Origin of the sequence: Mesorhizobium sp. KR9-304 (genome assembly GCF_040049215.1) — a bacterium.
Taxonomy (GTDB): domain Bacteria; phylum Pseudomonadota; class Alphaproteobacteria; order Rhizobiales; family Rhizobiaceae; genus Mesorhizobium_K.
Map to the genome: position 1 here is coordinate 256,013 of NZ_JBDZDN010000001.1, position 13,707 is coordinate 269,719.

The following is a 13,707-nucleotide window of genomic DNA, read 5'->3' on the forward strand; positions in this document are numbered from 1 at the left end:
TTGATGCATGAGATCCTGCAGCCGGAAGGCTGGGCGAAGCCGGTCGGCTACGCGAACGGCGTCGCCGCGCGCGGACGGCTGGTCTTCGTCGGCGGCCAGGTCGGCTGGAACGGCCAGCAGCATTTCGAGACCGATGATTTTGCCGGCCAGGTCAGGCAGACGCTGGAGAACATCGTCGCCATTCTCGCTGAGGCCGACGCGAGGCCTGAGCACATCACCACGATGACCTGGTACTTCACCTCGAAGGGCGAATACCTCGCCAACCTGAAGGGCGTCGGGCAGGCCTATCGCGAGGTGATCGGCAAACATTTCCCGGCGATGGCGGCCGTCGAGGTGACGGCGCTGGTCGAAGACCGCGCCAAGGTCGAGATACAGGCGATGGCGGTGGTGCCCGAATAGGCACGCAAAGGGCTGACGACGTGAGCGTAGAATTTTCCGAAACCGTTTCCGCCGTCGTCACCGACGGCATGCTGGTCGTGACGGTCGACAATCCACCTGTCAACGCAGCATCGGCCGATATGCGGCAGGGACTGTTCGCAGCGATCGACCATGCGGCCACAGCTGACGAAATCATCGGGGTCGTGATTACCGGCGCCGGAAAAACCTTCGTCGGCGGGGCCGACATTCGCGAGTTCGGCAAACCGATGGCCGAACCGCTGCTGCCGCAACTGGTCAACCACATCGAGGCGAGCGAAAAGCCTGTCGTGGCGGCGATCAATGGGGCAGCACTCGGCGGCGGGCTTGAGATCGCACTCGGCTGCCACCATCGGATCGCGGCACCGGTGGCCAAGCTCGGCCTGCCCGAGGTGAAGCTTGGCATCGTGCCCGGCGCCGGCGGCACGCAGCGCTTGCCGCGGCTTGCCGGCGTCGTTGCGGCCGCCGAGATGGCCGCGACCGGCCGCATGGTCGGCGCAGAGGAAGCCCGCGCGCTCGGCATCGTCGACGCCGTCGCCGATGGCGATCTCGTCGCGTCGGCGGTTGCCGCCGCGCGCGATCTGGCCGGCAGGCCGCCGCGCCGCACAGGCGGTCTACCCGTACCCGCTGTTGATGGCGAGGCCTTCGACAGGATGGCGACAAAGGTGCTCACCTGCGCGCGCGGCCAGGATGCGCCCGGCGAGGCGCTGCGGCTGATTCGGTCCGCAGCCGACCGCGGCCTGGCCGAAGGACTGGTGGACGAGCGCGCGACTTTTATTCGCCTGCGCGATTCCGAGCAGGCCAAGGCGCTCAGGCATGTCTTCTTCGCCGAACGTGCGGCCGCCAAGGTCGACGGGCTGGAGGGCATCGAACCGCTGTGGGTGGCGCACATCGGCATCGTCGGCCTCGGGCTGATGGGCTCGGGCATCGCGATCGCCGCACTCGACGCCGGCTACGCCGTGACCGGCGTGGAAACGACCGCCGAGGCCGCCGCGAAAGGCCGCGAGCGGATCGCCGGGCTGCTCGACCGCAACGTCGCATCGGGCCGGCTCGACGCGGCCGGCCGCGAAAAACGGCTAGCGCGGCTGACGGTCTCGGACCGCATGGAGGACCTCGCCGAGGTCGATCTGGTCATCGAAGCGGTGTTCGACGACCTCAAGGTGAAGACGGAGCTTTTCAAGCGGCTCGACGCCAGCGTGCGGCCCGACGCGATCCTCGCCACCAACACCAGCTATCTCGACCCCGACGTGCTCGCCGCCGCGACGTTGCGGCCCGAGCGCGTCGTCGGCCTTCACTTCTTCTCCCCGGCCAACATCATGCGCCTCGTCGAGGTGGTGCGTTGCGCGAAGACCGCGCCGGACGTGCTGGCGACCGGACTCGCGGTGGCCAAGAGACTCGGCAAGCTGCCTGTCGTCTCCGGCGTCACCGAAGGCTTCATCGGCAACAGCATTTTTTCCGCCTATCGGCGCGAGGCCGAATTTCTGCTTGAAGACGGCGCGCTGCCGCAGGAGATCGACGCGGCGATGGAGAGCTACGGCTTCGCCATGGGGCCGTTCGCGGTGTTCGACCTCACCGGGCTGGAGATCGCCTGGGCGCGGCGCAAGCGCCAGGCGGCGACGCGCGATCCGAACGAGCGCTATGTCGAGATCGCCGACCGGCTCTGCGAAGCCGGCCGCTTCGGCCAGAAGGCCGGACGTGGCTGGTATGCCTATCCCGATGGCAAGCGCACGGTCGACCGGGAGGTGACGGCGCTGATCGAGGCGGCGCGTGCGAAAAAAGCCATAGTTCCCCGCCCCATCGAGGCCGACGAGATCGTCTCACGCCTGCTCGGCGCAATGGCCGCCGAGGGCGACAGGCTGCTCGCGAACAGGATTGCCCAGCGCGCCAGTGACATCGACCTCGTGATGATCAACGGCTACGGTTTTCCCGCGCACAAGGGTGGCCCGATGTTTGCGGCGGGACGAACCTAAGACGCCTCGTCTACCACCGCTTCGGCCTCGATCTCGACCTCGTAGTCGCCGATCAGATCGCCGGCCTGGACCATGGTGTTCGCGGGCATCACCTCCCCGAATACCCGGCCGTGGGCGCGCGAGGCCGGCTCCCATTTCGCGGCATCCTTGAGGTAGATGCGCGTGCGCACGACATCCTCGATCGAACCCCCGAGTGCGGAGATCGATGCCGCGATCTTGTCGAGGATGTAGGTCGTCTGCGCGGCCGGATCGCCCGGCGCGACGCAGCGGTCGCCGCCATGCGTCGCCGTAGTCCCGGAAACGCGGATCATGTCCTTCACGCGCACGGCGCGGCTGTAGCCCGCGATCGGCTCCCATACGCTGCCGGACGAGACTCGCGAGCGGTCCGGCCGGCCGGGCACGTTCACCGCCTTGAAGACCGAGGGGATGGCGTCGAGATGGTGGCTGAGATCGCCTGACGCGGTTAGGTAGGGCGGTTTGCGGTATTCGTCGCCGCAATCGCCAGGGATCGGCTTCGTCGCTGCGAAGGCGGCGTCGAGCCGCGCGCGATCCTCGCCGTCGAGCGCGAAATCAAATACCTTCAGATTATCATCACGATGCTCGCTTTCGCCAAGCCGCGCGCCGACGATCGCAGCCGCCACCGCCTCATGCTCCAGCACCCAGCGCGTGGCGACGTTGGAGATCGAAACAGCGTGCTTGCGGCCGATCTCGGACGCGGCGGCGAGAATGCCCTGAAACGCCTGCCAGCCGCCGGCGACGTCGATGAAGCGCTTGTATTTCGAGCGGCTCCAATCGGGAATTTCAGTGGGCTTGGGCTTGCCCAGCCATTTCTCCGAAAGGAATCCGCCGCACAGCGTGCCGTAGGCGAGCAGCCTGACGCCCTTCTCGCGGCAGAGCGCGGAAAGATCGCCTGCCGCGCGGCGGTCGACCAGCGAGAACGACACCTGGTTGGTGGCGAGCGGAATGCCGTCGGCAATCGCCACGCGCAGGTGCGCAGCGTCGAAATTGGTGACGCCGATCGCGCCGATCAGCCCCTCCTCCTTCAGCCCAGCCATCTCGTGCAGCGCGTCGAGCCAGGCGGGATGCTCGAAGGTCCACCAGTGGAACTGCAGGAGGTCGACCTTCTCGACGCCCAGCCGGTCGAGCCGCTCCTGCACACCCCTGCGCACGACATCTGATGTCATCGGTCCCGGCTCGGGGCACCATTTGGTGAAGGCGAGCGGCCGCTCCGCCGGATAACGCGCGAGCAGCCGGCCGGTGATGATCTCGGCGCTGCCATAGTGATCGGCCATGTCGAACGTTTCGAAACCGGCCCTGGCATAGGCTTCCAGCGCATCGGCGCCGCGTTCCGGATCGATCGTCTCGCCTGATTTCTCGATGTCGGCGACCTGCCAGAGGCCGCAGACAAGCCGGCTGATCGAGAGGTTCTCGGCAAGCGCCGTGCGGTCAGGAATTCTTGGCATCGGATGTCTTTCCATCGGTTGGCAAGCGCGGGCCGCCGAGGTGCCGCGAAACGACGCGCTCCTCGCCGAGCAGGCCGCGTGGACGCAGGAGCAGGATGGCGCAGAGCGCGACGCCGATCATGACGATCTGGAGCGCCGCGGCGCGCGCCTGCTGGCCGGGCTGAAATATCCCCGAGACGGCGGCCGCGGACGCCGCCCATATGCCCCAGACCAGCACGGCGCCGAGGATGGCGCCCTTGTTGTTGCCGGAGCCGCCGACGATCAGCATCGCCCAGACCTGGAAGGTGAGCATCGGCACATAGTTGTCAGGCGCGATGAAGCCGATGAAATGCGCCTGCGCCGCTCCGGCGAGACCCATGATGCCGCCGCCGATGGCGAAGGCCTGCCGCCGGAATTTCACCGCGTTCTTGCCCAACGCCAGTGCGGCCTGCTCGTCCTCGCGGATGGCGCGCAACACCCTGCCCCACGGGCTGCGCGCCAGCCGCTCCAGCACGAGGTACAGAGCGAGCACGATGGCGGCGACCACGCCGAGATTGGCGAGGCTGAAGAACAGGGGATCGCCGGCGTAGTCGGCGAAGGGCCGCGGGATGAAGCCGATGCCGAACGGCCCGCCGGTGACGGGCTCCAGGTTCAGTGCGACGAGTTGCACCACGACCGCGGCGCCGAAGGTCGCGATGGCAAGATAGTCCGCGCGCAGTCTTATCGTCAGCGCGCCGATCAGGAAGGAGACGAGGCTGGTGGCCAGCGCCCCACCCACCCAGCCGACCGCGATCGGCAGGCCGAACCCGCCGAGCCGGTTCGGGTCGTCGGGCGTGGTGAGAATGGCCGAGACATAGGCGCCGATGGCGACGAAGCCCGCTATGCCGACGTTGAACAGGCCGGTCTGTCCCCACTGCACGTTGAGGCCGAGGCAGATGATGCCGTAGGTCAGCGCCATGGTCAGGAAGAAGGCCCCGTAGCTCAGCAGGTCGAGGCTCATTCCTCCCTCCCGAAGAGGCCCTGCGGGCGCAGCAGCAGCACAAGCACGAGGATGACGAAGGCGACCGCCGCGCGCCATTCGGCGCCGATAAGCTGGACCGCGAAGGCTTCCGACAGGCCGACGATGAGACCGGCCAGCATCGCGCCGGGCACAGAGCCGATGCCGCCGAGGATCGCGGCGGCGAACAGCGGCAGCAGCAGGTCGAGGCCCATTTGGGGGCGGATCTGAACCAGAAGCCCGGCGCTGATGCCGGCGACGCAAGCGAGTGCTGCCCCAAGCAGCCAGACGATGCGGATCACCTTGCGCACCTCGACGCCGGCGACGCCGGCGAGTTGCGGGTTTTCCGAGACCGCGCGCATGGCGCGGCCGATCGCGGTGCGCGACAGGAGCAGATGGACGGCTACGACCAGCACGGCGGCGACGGCGAGCGACAGCAATTGATCCGGCGTGGCACGTATGCCACCGGCGAGCGGCACGGCGATCTGCAGCGCCTTGGAGAAATAAAGCGGCTGCGAGGTAAAGACGAATTCGAGCAGGCTGCGCAGCGTAAGCGCCGCGCCGAAGCTTGCCATCACCATGATGATGACCGTGCTTTTCTGTGCCCGCAGGCGGCCGAAGAGCAGCCGGTCGACAAGAAGCGCCAGCCCGCCATTCAGCGCCACCGCGAGGATCGTCGCGACGATCAGCGCCCAGCCGAACGAGAATGGGCCGATCGGGGCCGACAGGCTGCCCGATAGCGCGCCCAGCGCGCCGGCGATCACCAGCGCGAAGTATGCGCCCCAGGCGACGAACTCGCCATGCGCGAAATTGGCGAAGCGCAGGATCGAATAGGTCAGAGTGACGCCGACGGCGCCGAGCCCGATCATCGAGCCCGCCACCAGCCCGTCCATCAGCGCCTGCGGGTTCATGGCGCGACCTTCCCGTGGTGCCGCGCGCCGAGATAGAGCTCGGCGATCAGCGGATCGTCGGCGAGGCCGGCGGCCGTGCCTTCGTGGCGCAATTGGCCTTCCACCAGGATGACGGCTCGGTCGGCGATGGCGAGCGCCGCCTTCACGTTCTGCTCGACCAGCACGATGGTCACGCCCTCGCCGTTGATCTCCTTCAACCGCGCAAAAACCTCCGCGACTATTTTCGGCGACAAGCCGGCCGACGGCTCGTCGAGGATCAGCACGGACTGCTCGACGACCAGCGCGCGGGCGACCGCCAGCATCTGCCGCTGGCCGCCCGACAGCGCGCCGGCGCGCCGCGAGGGTCGCTCGGCAAGGTCGGGGAACATGGCGTAGAGTGCGGCGATGCGCTCGCCTCGCTTCTCCTTTGGCAGGATGTCCGCCGCGAGCAGCAGATTGTCGTGGATCGAGAGCGTCGCGAATATGTTCTCGGTCTGCGGCACGAAGGCGAGGCCATGCCTGATCTTCTTATGCGCCGGCACATCCGTGATGTCGATGGTGCCGAGCCGCATCGTGCCGGAATGGACCGGCACCAGACCGGCGATCGCCTTGACGAAGGTCGACTTGCCGGCGCCGTTCGGACCCAGCACGACGACCAGTTCGCCGGAGCGGACGGCAAAGTCGACGCCGCGCACGATCGGCAGGTCGCGCTCATAGCCGGCGACGAGCGCCGACGTGGACAGAACTATGGTCTTGTCAGAGGCCATCAGGCGACCCCACCGAGATAGGCATCGACGACGGCGGGGTCCCTGGCGATGTCGTCAGGCGCGCCCTCTGTCAGATATTGCCCCCCAGCCATGACGACGACGCGCGAGCAAAGCTGCGCCACCATATCCATGTTATGTTCGATGAGCAGGATCGACGTGCCCTGCGCGTTGAGTTCGAGCACGCGATCAATGATGAATTGCAGCAGCGCCGGGTTGACGCCGGCGGCTGGCTCGTCGAGCAGGATCGTGTCCGGGTCGGCCATGAGGATGCGGGCAAGTTCGAGCAGCTTGCGCTGTCCGCCGGAGAGTATTCGCGCCGGCTCGCCCTCGAGCTTAGACAGGGTGACGAAGTCGAGCAGCGCCCTCGCCTTGTCGACCGCGGCACGTTCCTCGGCCGCGACGCGGCCCGGCCGCACGATGTTCAGCCAGGCGCGCTCGCCCGACTGACGCTGGCCGCCGGTCAGCACGTTTTCCAGCACCGTCATCTCGGCGAAGGGCCGCGGGATCTGGAACGTGCGGCCGACGCCGTTGGCGATGCGCGCCTCCGGGCCGGCACGTGTCATGTCCGCTCCGTTGATCAGGATGCTGCCTGCGCTCGGTTTCAGGCTGCCGGCAAGCAGGTTGAAGAGTGTCGTCTTGCCGGCGCCGTTCGGCCCGATCAGGCCGAGCAGTTCGCCGCGCTGAAGCGCGATCGACATGCCGTCGACGGCGCGTAGGCCGCCGAAAGCCTTGATCAGCCCGCGCGCTTCCAGGGGCGGGGTCGAGAGCGTGTGGGCAAGGTCCGTGGCAGGCTGCATCGCACCCAGAAAACTTGATCCGTGATGTTTGATCAAACTTTACAACCGGCAAATTTGCAACTACAAAATTGCGGGCAGCAGGAAGGCGGCGTTCGAATGTCGGTGTCGAAGTCAGTGTCCGTGCCATGTTTTCGGCCATCTTCTTGGAAGGTTTCCGGGTGAACCCCCGCGGCGCCCTTTCGCCCGTCGGACGCGAGACGCTGCACGACCGCGTCTATGCCGAGCTCCGCCGCTCGCTGATCCACGGCATGCTCGACGCGGGCGCTTCGTTGCGCATCCAGGACCTCGCCGAAACCCTGCAGACCAGCACGATGCCGGTGCGCGAGGCGCTTGGCCGGCTGGTGTCGGAACAGGCGCTGGAATCGCTGCCCAACCGTACCGTGCGCGTGCCTGTCATCACCCGCGAAAAGCTCGACGATCTCGCCCGCGCACGCTGCCTCATCGAGGGCGAGTTGACCGCGCTGGCGCTGCCAAAACTTTCGGTGGAGGATTTCGAGCGGCTGAGGTCGCTGACCATGGAGTGCGAAGCCGCCTTCACCAGCGATGATCCCGACAAGCCGCACCATACCTCCGAGCTCAACCACGCCTTCCACTTCTACATCTACCGCGCGGCTGGCTCGGCGGTGCTGATCCCCGTGGTCGAGAGCCTGTGGCTGCAGTCCGGACCCTATGTGCGCGCCGCCGCGCAGATCCACGACGAGTTGCGCGACATGTCCGGCACCCATCACCACTGGGCGCTGATCGAGGCGCTGGAGCGCGGCGACAAGGCTCGAGCCGTCAAGGCGCTGAAGAACGACATCACGCGTTCCTTCAACCTGGTGCGGCGCAGGCTGGCCGACACGGAGAATGGCGAGGAGGCGCGCGCCTATGGCTGACGGGAAGGACGATACGTTCGAGCTGTTCGACCTGCGCGTCGAAGTGGTGGCCGACGAAGGCGCGAAAATCTATTGCGGAGCCAAGGTCGGCGACCATTTCGAGCTGCGCGGCGAGATGCTGCACCTGCCTGCCGGCCAGGGCATATCCATCTATTCGCTGTCATCCGTGCTGCCGCTGCTCGCGGCCAAGCAGCGGCCCACCCACAAGAACGACTGGATGACCACCGACGCGGAGATCGCCTGCCCCGACCCGCACTGCGGCTCGCGCCTCAGGATCACGCGGTTGGGCCTCCGCAAATTCAGCCACGCCGAAACGACCGCGGTGCCGCTCGATGACTGACGTGCCTTCCATGCAGCGCACAAAGCTCGCGCCCGACTATGAGATTTCCTGCGTCATCCGCGGCGGCTGGCAGCTCGCCAGCGGACACGGCGCGGTGAAGAGCGACGATCCGGTGGCCGATATGATCGCCTTCGCCGACGCCGGCATAACCACCTTCGACTGCGCCGACATCTACACAGGCGTCGAGGAGCTTATCGGCCGCTTCCGACTGCACTATCGCGAGTTGCGCGGTGAGGACGCGCTGGCGCGCATCAAGGTGCACACCAAGTTCGTGCCCGACCTCGACGTCCTGAAGCGCATCACCAAGAGCTACGTCGAAGGCGTGATCGACCAGTCGCTGCGGCGGCTGAAGCTGGAACGCCTCGACCTCGTGCAGTTCCACTGGTGGGACTATGCCGCGCCGATGTGGCTGGAGACCGCCCAGTGGCTAAACGAGCTCAGGCTCGCGGGTAAGATCCACAAGGTCAGCGCCACCAATTTCGACACCGACCGCATGCTGCTCATGGTGCGCGGCGGCGTTCCGCTGACCTCGATGCAGGTGCAGTACTCGCTGCTCGACGCCAGGCCAGCCAAGCGCATGGCCGAGGCAGCCATCGCAAACGGCGTCGCGCTGTTCTGCTACGGCACCGTGGCGGGCGGCTTCCTCGGCGACCGCTGGCTCGGCCAACCGGAGCCGCAAGACTTCGAAAACCGCTCGCTGATCAAATACAAGCTCATCATCGACGATATTGGCGGCTGGGATTTCTTCCAGGCGCTGCTTAAGGCGCTGCGAGGGATCGCCGACCGGCACGGCGTCGACATCGCCACCATCGCCAGTGCGGCAATGCTGCCGAAGAAGGCCGTGGCGGCCGTCATCGTCGGCGCGCGCAACCGCTCACACCTCGCCTCCAACCTCGCCATATCGAGCGTTTCGCTGACCGCGCAGGATCAGGCCGAGATCGACGCCGTACTGGCGCAGGCGAACGAGCTCGACGGCGACGTCTACACGCTGGAACGTGATCGCGACGGCCGCCACGGCCAGATCATGAAATACAATCTGAACAAGGGAGCCGCCTGAACTCCACGATTTCAACGCCTGACAACAACCGAAGCCGCTCCGGGAGAGCGTCGAAACCAAAAAGGGGAATGCATGATGAAAAAACTTCTGCTCGCTTCAACGCTGCTCGCAACGGCGTTCGCGCTGCCCGCCGCCGCGCAAGACTGCAACGTGACCGTGGGCGTCGTCATGGAACTGACCGGACCGGCCGGCGCCTACGGCCAGGCCGGCGCCAAGTCGGTCGAGATGGCGTTCCGCGACTTCAACGAGGCCAGCAGCGCCGATGGCTGCAAGCTGTCCACCGATACGCGCGACAGCCAGAGCCAGGGCACGGTCGCCGTCGACCAGGCGACGCAGCTCGTCAACATCAAGAAGGTGCCCGTCATCATCGGCGGCATCATCTCCTCGGTGTCGATCCCGATCCTGACCTCGGTGACCGCGCCGGCCGGCGTCGTGCAGGTCTCGCCCGCTTCCTCCTCGCCTACGCTGACGGCGCTCGGCCGCGAGGGCAAGACCAACGGCGTCTTCTTCCGCACCATCACGTCGGACGCGCTGCAGGGCACGGCAGCGGCGAAATACGCCATCGACCAGGGCCTGAAGAAGCTCGCCATCATCCACGTCAACAACGACTTCGGCGTCAACATGGTGCGCGAGTTCGCCGCCGCCTTCGAGAAGCTCGGCGGCACGATCACGTCGACGACGCCGTACAACGAGAAGCAGGCGAGCTATTCTTCCGAAGCCAGCGCTGCCATGTCCGGCGAGCCAGAGGCGCTCTACCTCGTCAGCTACCCGGTCGACGGCGCGACGATCGCCCGCGCCTGGATTTCCGGCGGCGGACCGGCGAAGTTCCTGCTCAACGACGGCATGAACTCGCAGGAGTTCGTCGACGCAGTCGGCGCGCAGTATCTGAACGAAGCGTTCGGCACCTCGTCGGGCACTTCGAAGACCGCCTCGACCGACTATTTCTACGGCGCCTACGAAGCCTTCTCCGGCGGCATCAAGCCGGACGCGCCGGCCGCCGACCGCTCCTACGACGCGGGCGCCATCGTTGCGCTGGCGATCGCCAAGGCCGGCAGCGGCGACGCTGCCAAGATCAAGGCGGCCATCCCCGAAGTGGTAGCTGCCGGCGGTGAGCCGATCCCTGCCGGCAAGGACGGGTTCGCAAAGGCGCTCGGCCTGATCAAGGAAGGCAAGCCGATCAAATATGAAGGCGTCATCGGTCCGATCAGCTTCGACCAGTATGGCGACATCACCGGCCCGTTCCGCCTCTGGAAGATCACCGACGGCGCGGTGACGACGGTCGGCGAGATGAGCGCCGAGGATGTCGTCAACCTCAAGGCCGAACTGGCCAAATAGGTCCAGTCGAGCGCATAAGTGGCCGGCCGTCCGAAAGGGCGGCCGGCTTTTCCGTTCAGCTGTCGAAGCGGGTCGGCCGGTAGGCGCCGCGCCAGTAGAGCAGCGCCTCGCCCTTGTCGTCGGTGCGCACCGCCGCGACCGAACCGACGATGATCGAGTGCGAGCCGCGGTCTATCATCTCGTCCAGCCGGCAGTCGAACACCGCCGTCGCGCCTTTCAGCAGCGACGCGCCCGTCTCCAGGGTGAACCACTCGGCGCCGGCATAGCGATCGGCGCCCTTGATCCCGCCGAAGCCGGAAAAGCGCTCCGCCACCGGCTGGTGGTCGGCGGCCAGCGAACTCACCCCGAAATGGCCGTAGCGCTCGATCACCGGCCAGGTCGATGACGACCTGTTGACGCAGGCGATCACCGTTGGCGGATTGGCCGACAGCGACACCATCGAGATCACCACGAGGCCGGTGCGGTCGTCGCCGACGCCGGCGGTGATGACGCTGACGTTGCCGACGATCATGCGCATGGCCGCGCGGAAGTCGGCGACGTCGACCACCGCTCCCTGCAATGCGGCTTTGGTCATGCCGGTCACCTATGCGGCCGCGGCCGAGATCGGCAGGGGCATGCGGATGCCGCGCTGCTCGAGAAGCGGCAGCACGTTGTCCCTGAAATAAGGGAACTCCTCGACATAGTCGACGAAGGACAGCGTCGTGCCGCGGAAACCTGCGGCGTGCAGCGAGGCGATGCCGTCGGCCACCTGGTCCGGCGTGCCGGTCAGCGGGAAACCCCCATGCCCTGCCGCCATGCGGTCGCGGATCAGCGCCAGCAGGTCGTGCGGGAAGGATTGCGCATGGGCGAACTGCAGGCGGACCAGATTGTCCACCGCCGCCCAGTCGGCGTTGTCCTGGCCGAAATGCTGGAGATAGTTCTTAGCCTCCTTCTCGGTCGGGCGGCAGACGACGTGGCTGAAGGTCAGCACGTCGACGTCGCGGCCGGCGGCTTTGCCTTGCGCTTTGAGCGCCGCGATCTCGTCCTTGGAGCGGTCGAGGTCGATCGCCGGGGTGAACAGGAAGTCGGCGTTGCGCACCGCGAACTTGCGCCCCTCTTCCGAGCCGGCGGCGTTGAGGATGGGCAGCGGTGTGGACGGGCGCGGATCGCCGAGAACGTTCTTCAGCTGGAAGAATTTTCCGTCCCAGTCGAAGGCCTCGTCGCCGCTCCACAACGCCTTGACGATATCGAACCACTCCTGAGCGTAGCTGTAGCGCGTCTCGTGATCGTCGGGCAGCGTGAGGCCCAGCGCCTCGTATTCCGGCTTGTTCCAGCCGGCGACGATGTTGAGGCCGATGCGGCCGCCGCTGATCTGGTCGATGGTGGCAAGCTGCTTGGCGACGACGACGGGATGGTTCGCCGCCGTATGGGTGGTGGCGAAGACGGTTATGTCCTTGGTGTGGGCCAACAGCCCGGCCGCCCAGGTGATGGTCTCGAGCACGCTGCCGTGGAAGTTGGTCTCGCCGCCATAACCGATCCAGCGGGCGATCGGCAGCATGAAGTCGATGCCGGCGTCATCGAGCAGTTTTGCGAGCCTGAGATTGTTGTCCCAGGTGCTCTTCCAGCGCTCCGGCAGCTTGGTGACGGTCATGCCGCCCGAACAGTTGGAGGCGAATGTGCCGAGCAGGAATTGGTCACGATTGAACATGCTGTTGCGTGGCGAAACCATCGCGTTCTCCTCTTGGATTGAACCCCGGTATTTTCTGATTTATTTTATGATAGAAAGTCTATTTGAAAATCGAGATGGACGCAAGCCGGCCCCTGATGCAGTTTCGTGGTGGAGGTTCCATGCCCAACCGCAGTCAGCCCGAGACGCCGAAATCGCTCGACCGGTCCTGGCATCTTGCCCGGACACCGGAGGAGATGGACGTCGCCGACATCGAATACGCGCTGATCCGCTGCTTCGAGGCCTTCGGGCACTGGCAGGCCGAATGCCTTGCGTCGGTGGCCGAGTTCTCAGCGAGCGGGCCGGAGAATGCACTGCTTCACATGATCCGCGCCAACGACCGTCCGAAGAGCGTGCGCGACCTCGCCCACATGGCCAACAGGCAGGACATTCCCAACATCCAGTACAGCCTGCGCAAGCTGATCAAGGGCGGGCTCGTGGCGAAGAGCGGCAGCGGGCGCTCGGGCGTGACCTATGAGACGACACAACTCGGGCGCAACGTCTGCGACCGTTATGCCGACGTGCGGGCCGGCCTGCTCATCGATTCCGTCGGGCGGCTACCGGAGCTGGCGAAGCGGCTGCCGGACGCCGCGCATACGCTCGACCTGATGACCGGCATCTATGAACAGGCGGCGCGCCAGGCCGCCACCCACCGGCACAGGCCGGGCCGTTTCGGCGCGGAGCCGCCGACCAAATCATCGCAGAGGAGGAAATGAGGATGTCTCCGACCTTGAGGGTGGCGGTTACAGCGTTCGCCGTCATGCTCGTCCCGGCTCCGACGCTGGCCAAGGAGTCGCCGCCCGGCATCAAACGCACGCCGCTGCAAGCGATCGAGTTTCCTGACGGCTACAAGACGGTCACCGGGCTTGCCGAAATCGCGCCGGGAGGCGCGTCCGGCGCGCATACACATCCAGGCATAGAGACCGGCTACGTACTCGAGGGCGAGGTGCAGATGATCGTCGAGGGGCAGCCCGACCGCACGCTCAAGGCCGGCGATTCCTACATGATCCCGGCCGGCGCCAAGCATGACGTGAAGAGTATCGGCAGCGTGCCGGCCAAGGCGGTCAGCGTGTTCGTGGTGGACAAGTCGAAGCCGCTGGCGAGCCCGGCGAAGTAGC

The 13,707-nt window shown here is 66.4% G+C and carries 15 protein-coding genes; 8 read left to right on the forward strand and 7 right to left on the reverse strand.

Annotated elements, in window-relative coordinates; all coding sequences use genetic code 11:
* Positions 1-3 precede the first annotated feature (3 nt).
* Together ABLE71_RS01265 and ABLE71_RS01270 are read left to right on the forward strand one after the other, a co-directional pair.
* Complete coding sequence (locus tag ABLE71_RS01265; protein WP_348783622.1) at positions 4-399, forward strand: RidA family protein; 396 nt, start codon at positions 4-6, stop codon at positions 397-399.
* 68 nt (positions 400-467) lie between these two features.
* Complete coding sequence (locus ABLE71_RS01270; protein WP_348783623.1) at positions 468-2,384, forward strand: 3-hydroxyacyl-CoA dehydrogenase NAD-binding domain-containing protein; 1,917 nt, start codon at positions 468-470, stop codon at positions 2,382-2,384.
* Here the strand turns inward: ABLE71_RS01270 and ABLE71_RS01275 are convergent.
* The 5 genes from ABLE71_RS01275 to ABLE71_RS01295 are packed head-to-tail and all read right to left on the reverse strand — an operon-like array spanning position 2,381 to position 7,277.
* The gene (locus ABLE71_RS01275) at positions 2,381-3,847 is read right to left on the reverse strand and encodes an aldo/keto reductase (RefSeq protein ID WP_348781567.1); all 1,467 of its coding nucleotides are present in this window, start codon (positions 3,845-3,847) and stop codon (positions 2,381-2,383) included. The genes ABLE71_RS01270 and ABLE71_RS01275 overlap by 4 nt on opposite strands.
* Positions 3,831-4,826: a branched-chain amino acid ABC transporter permease gene (locus ABLE71_RS01280; RefSeq protein WP_348781568.1), complete on the reverse strand. Its 996-nt coding sequence runs from the start codon at positions 4,824-4,826 to the stop codon at positions 3,831-3,833. Before ABLE71_RS01280 ends, ABLE71_RS01275 begins: the two co-directional genes overlap by 17 nt.
* Positions 4,823-5,734: a branched-chain amino acid ABC transporter permease gene (locus ABLE71_RS01285; protein WP_348781569.1), complete on the reverse strand. Its 912-nt coding sequence runs from the start codon at positions 5,732-5,734 to the stop codon at positions 4,823-4,825. Before ABLE71_RS01285 ends, ABLE71_RS01280 begins: the two co-directional genes overlap by 4 nt.
* Positions 5,731-6,480, reverse strand: coding sequence for an ABC transporter ATP-binding protein (locus ABLE71_RS01290; RefSeq protein WP_348781570.1), 750 nt, complete (start codon positions 6,478-6,480; stop codon positions 5,731-5,733). Before ABLE71_RS01290 ends, ABLE71_RS01285 begins: the two co-directional genes overlap by 4 nt.
* Complete coding sequence (locus ABLE71_RS01295; protein ID WP_348781571.1) at positions 6,480-7,277, reverse strand: ABC transporter ATP-binding protein; 798 nt, start codon at positions 7,275-7,277, stop codon at positions 6,480-6,482. Before ABLE71_RS01295 ends, ABLE71_RS01290 begins: the two co-directional genes overlap by 1 nt.
* A 158-nt stretch (positions 7,278-7,435) precedes the next feature.
* On the opposite strand from ABLE71_RS01295, the gene ABLE71_RS01300 reads away from it, so the two are divergent.
* The 4 genes from ABLE71_RS01300 (at position 7,436) to ABLE71_RS01315 (ending at position 10,884) form a co-directional block, all read left to right on the forward strand.
* Positions 7,436-8,152 carry a GntR family transcriptional regulator gene (locus ABLE71_RS01300; protein ID WP_348781572.1) on the forward strand — a complete coding sequence of 239 codons (717 nt, stop codon included), beginning with the start codon at positions 7,436-7,438 and terminating at the stop codon, positions 8,150-8,152.
* Complete coding sequence (locus ABLE71_RS01305) at positions 8,145-8,492, forward strand: TIGR04076 family protein (RefSeq protein ID WP_348781573.1); 348 nt, start codon at positions 8,145-8,147, stop codon at positions 8,490-8,492. The genes ABLE71_RS01300 and ABLE71_RS01305 overlap by 8 nt, the downstream gene beginning before the upstream one ends.
* A gap of 10 nt (positions 8,493-8,502) precedes the next feature.
* Positions 8,503-9,549: an aldo/keto reductase gene (locus ABLE71_RS01310; RefSeq protein WP_348783624.1), complete on the forward strand. Its 1,047-nt coding sequence runs from the start codon at positions 8,503-8,505 to the stop codon at positions 9,547-9,549.
* 75 nt (positions 9,550-9,624) lie between these two features.
* Positions 9,625-10,884: an ABC transporter substrate-binding protein gene (locus tag ABLE71_RS01315; protein ID WP_348783625.1), complete on the forward strand. Its 1,260-nt coding sequence runs from the start codon at positions 9,625-9,627 to the stop codon at positions 10,882-10,884.
* Between the two features lie 55 nt (positions 10,885-10,939).
* Here ABLE71_RS01315 and ABLE71_RS01320 read toward each other — a convergent pair whose 3' ends face one another.
* Entirely contained in the window at positions 10,940-11,458 is a 519-nt protein-coding gene (locus ABLE71_RS01320; RefSeq protein ID WP_348781574.1) for a flavin reductase family protein, read from the reverse strand.
* A gap of 9 nt (positions 11,459-11,467) precedes the next feature.
* A complete protein-coding gene (locus ABLE71_RS01325) occupies positions 11,468-12,592 on the reverse strand; it encodes an LLM class flavin-dependent oxidoreductase (RefSeq protein ID WP_348781575.1) in 1,125 nt (374 codons plus the stop codon).
* 119 nt (positions 12,593-12,711) lie between these two features.
* Here ABLE71_RS01325 and ABLE71_RS01330 point away from each other — a divergent pair, with 119 nt between their 5' ends.
* Both ABLE71_RS01330 and ABLE71_RS01335 read left to right on the forward strand, forming a co-directional pair.
* The gene (locus tag ABLE71_RS01330) at positions 12,712-13,305 is read left to right on the forward strand and encodes a winged helix DNA-binding protein (protein WP_348781576.1); all 594 of its coding nucleotides are present in this window, start codon (positions 12,712-12,714) and stop codon (positions 13,303-13,305) included.
* Between the two features lie 44 nt (positions 13,306-13,349).
* Entirely contained in the window at positions 13,350-13,706 is a 357-nt protein-coding gene (locus ABLE71_RS01335; RefSeq protein ID WP_348783626.1) for a cupin domain-containing protein, read from the forward strand.
* Position 13,707: the final 1 nt, after the last annotated feature.

Bases quoted from the DNA above. Each gene is read 5' to 3' on its own strand.
- ABLE71_RS01275 (WP_348781567.1), bottom strand. From the start codon at position 3,847: ATGCCAAGAATTCCTGACCGCACGGCGCTTGCCGAGAACCTCTCGATC.
- ABLE71_RS01290 (WP_348781570.1), bottom strand. From the start codon at position 6,480: ATGGCCTCTGACAAGACCATAGTTCTGTCCACGTCGGCGCTCGTCGCC.
- ABLE71_RS01315 (WP_348783625.1), top strand. From the start codon at position 9,625: ATGAAAAAACTTCTGCTCGCTTCAACGCTGCTCGCAACGGCGTTCGCG.
- ABLE71_RS01325 (WP_348781575.1), bottom strand. From the start codon at position 12,592: ATGGTTTCGCCACGCAACAGCATGTTCAATCGTGACCAATTCCTGCTC.
- ABLE71_RS01280 (WP_348781568.1), bottom strand. From the start codon at position 4,826: ATGAGCCTCGACCTGCTGAGCTACGGGGCCTTCTTCCTGACCATGGCG.
- ABLE71_RS01330 (WP_348781576.1), top strand. From the start codon at position 12,712: ATGCCCAACCGCAGTCAGCCCGAGACGCCGAAATCGCTCGACCGGTCC.
- ABLE71_RS01305 (WP_348781573.1), top strand. From the start codon at position 8,145: ATGGCTGACGGGAAGGACGATACGTTCGAGCTGTTCGACCTGCGCGTC.
- ABLE71_RS01320 (WP_348781574.1), bottom strand. From the start codon at position 11,458: ATGACCAAAGCCGCATTGCAGGGAGCGGTGGTCGACGTCGCCGACTTC.
- ABLE71_RS01285 (WP_348781569.1), bottom strand. From the start codon at position 5,734: ATGAACCCGCAGGCGCTGATGGACGGGCTGGTGGCGGGCTCGATGATC.
- ABLE71_RS01335 (WP_348783626.1), top strand. From the start codon at position 13,350: ATGCTCGTCCCGGCTCCGACGCTGGCCAAGGAGTCGCCGCCCGGCATC.
- ABLE71_RS01295 (WP_348781571.1), bottom strand. From the start codon at position 7,277: ATGCAGCCTGCCACGGACCTTGCCCACACGCTCTCGACCCCGCCCCTG.
- ABLE71_RS01270 (WP_348783623.1), top strand. From the start codon at position 468: ATGCTGGTCGTGACGGTCGACAATCCACCTGTCAACGCAGCATCGGCC.
- ABLE71_RS01265 (WP_348783622.1), top strand. From the start codon at position 4: ATGCATGAGATCCTGCAGCCGGAAGGCTGGGCGAAGCCGGTCGGCTAC.
- ABLE71_RS01310 (WP_348783624.1), top strand. From the start codon at position 8,503: ATGCAGCGCACAAAGCTCGCGCCCGACTATGAGATTTCCTGCGTCATC.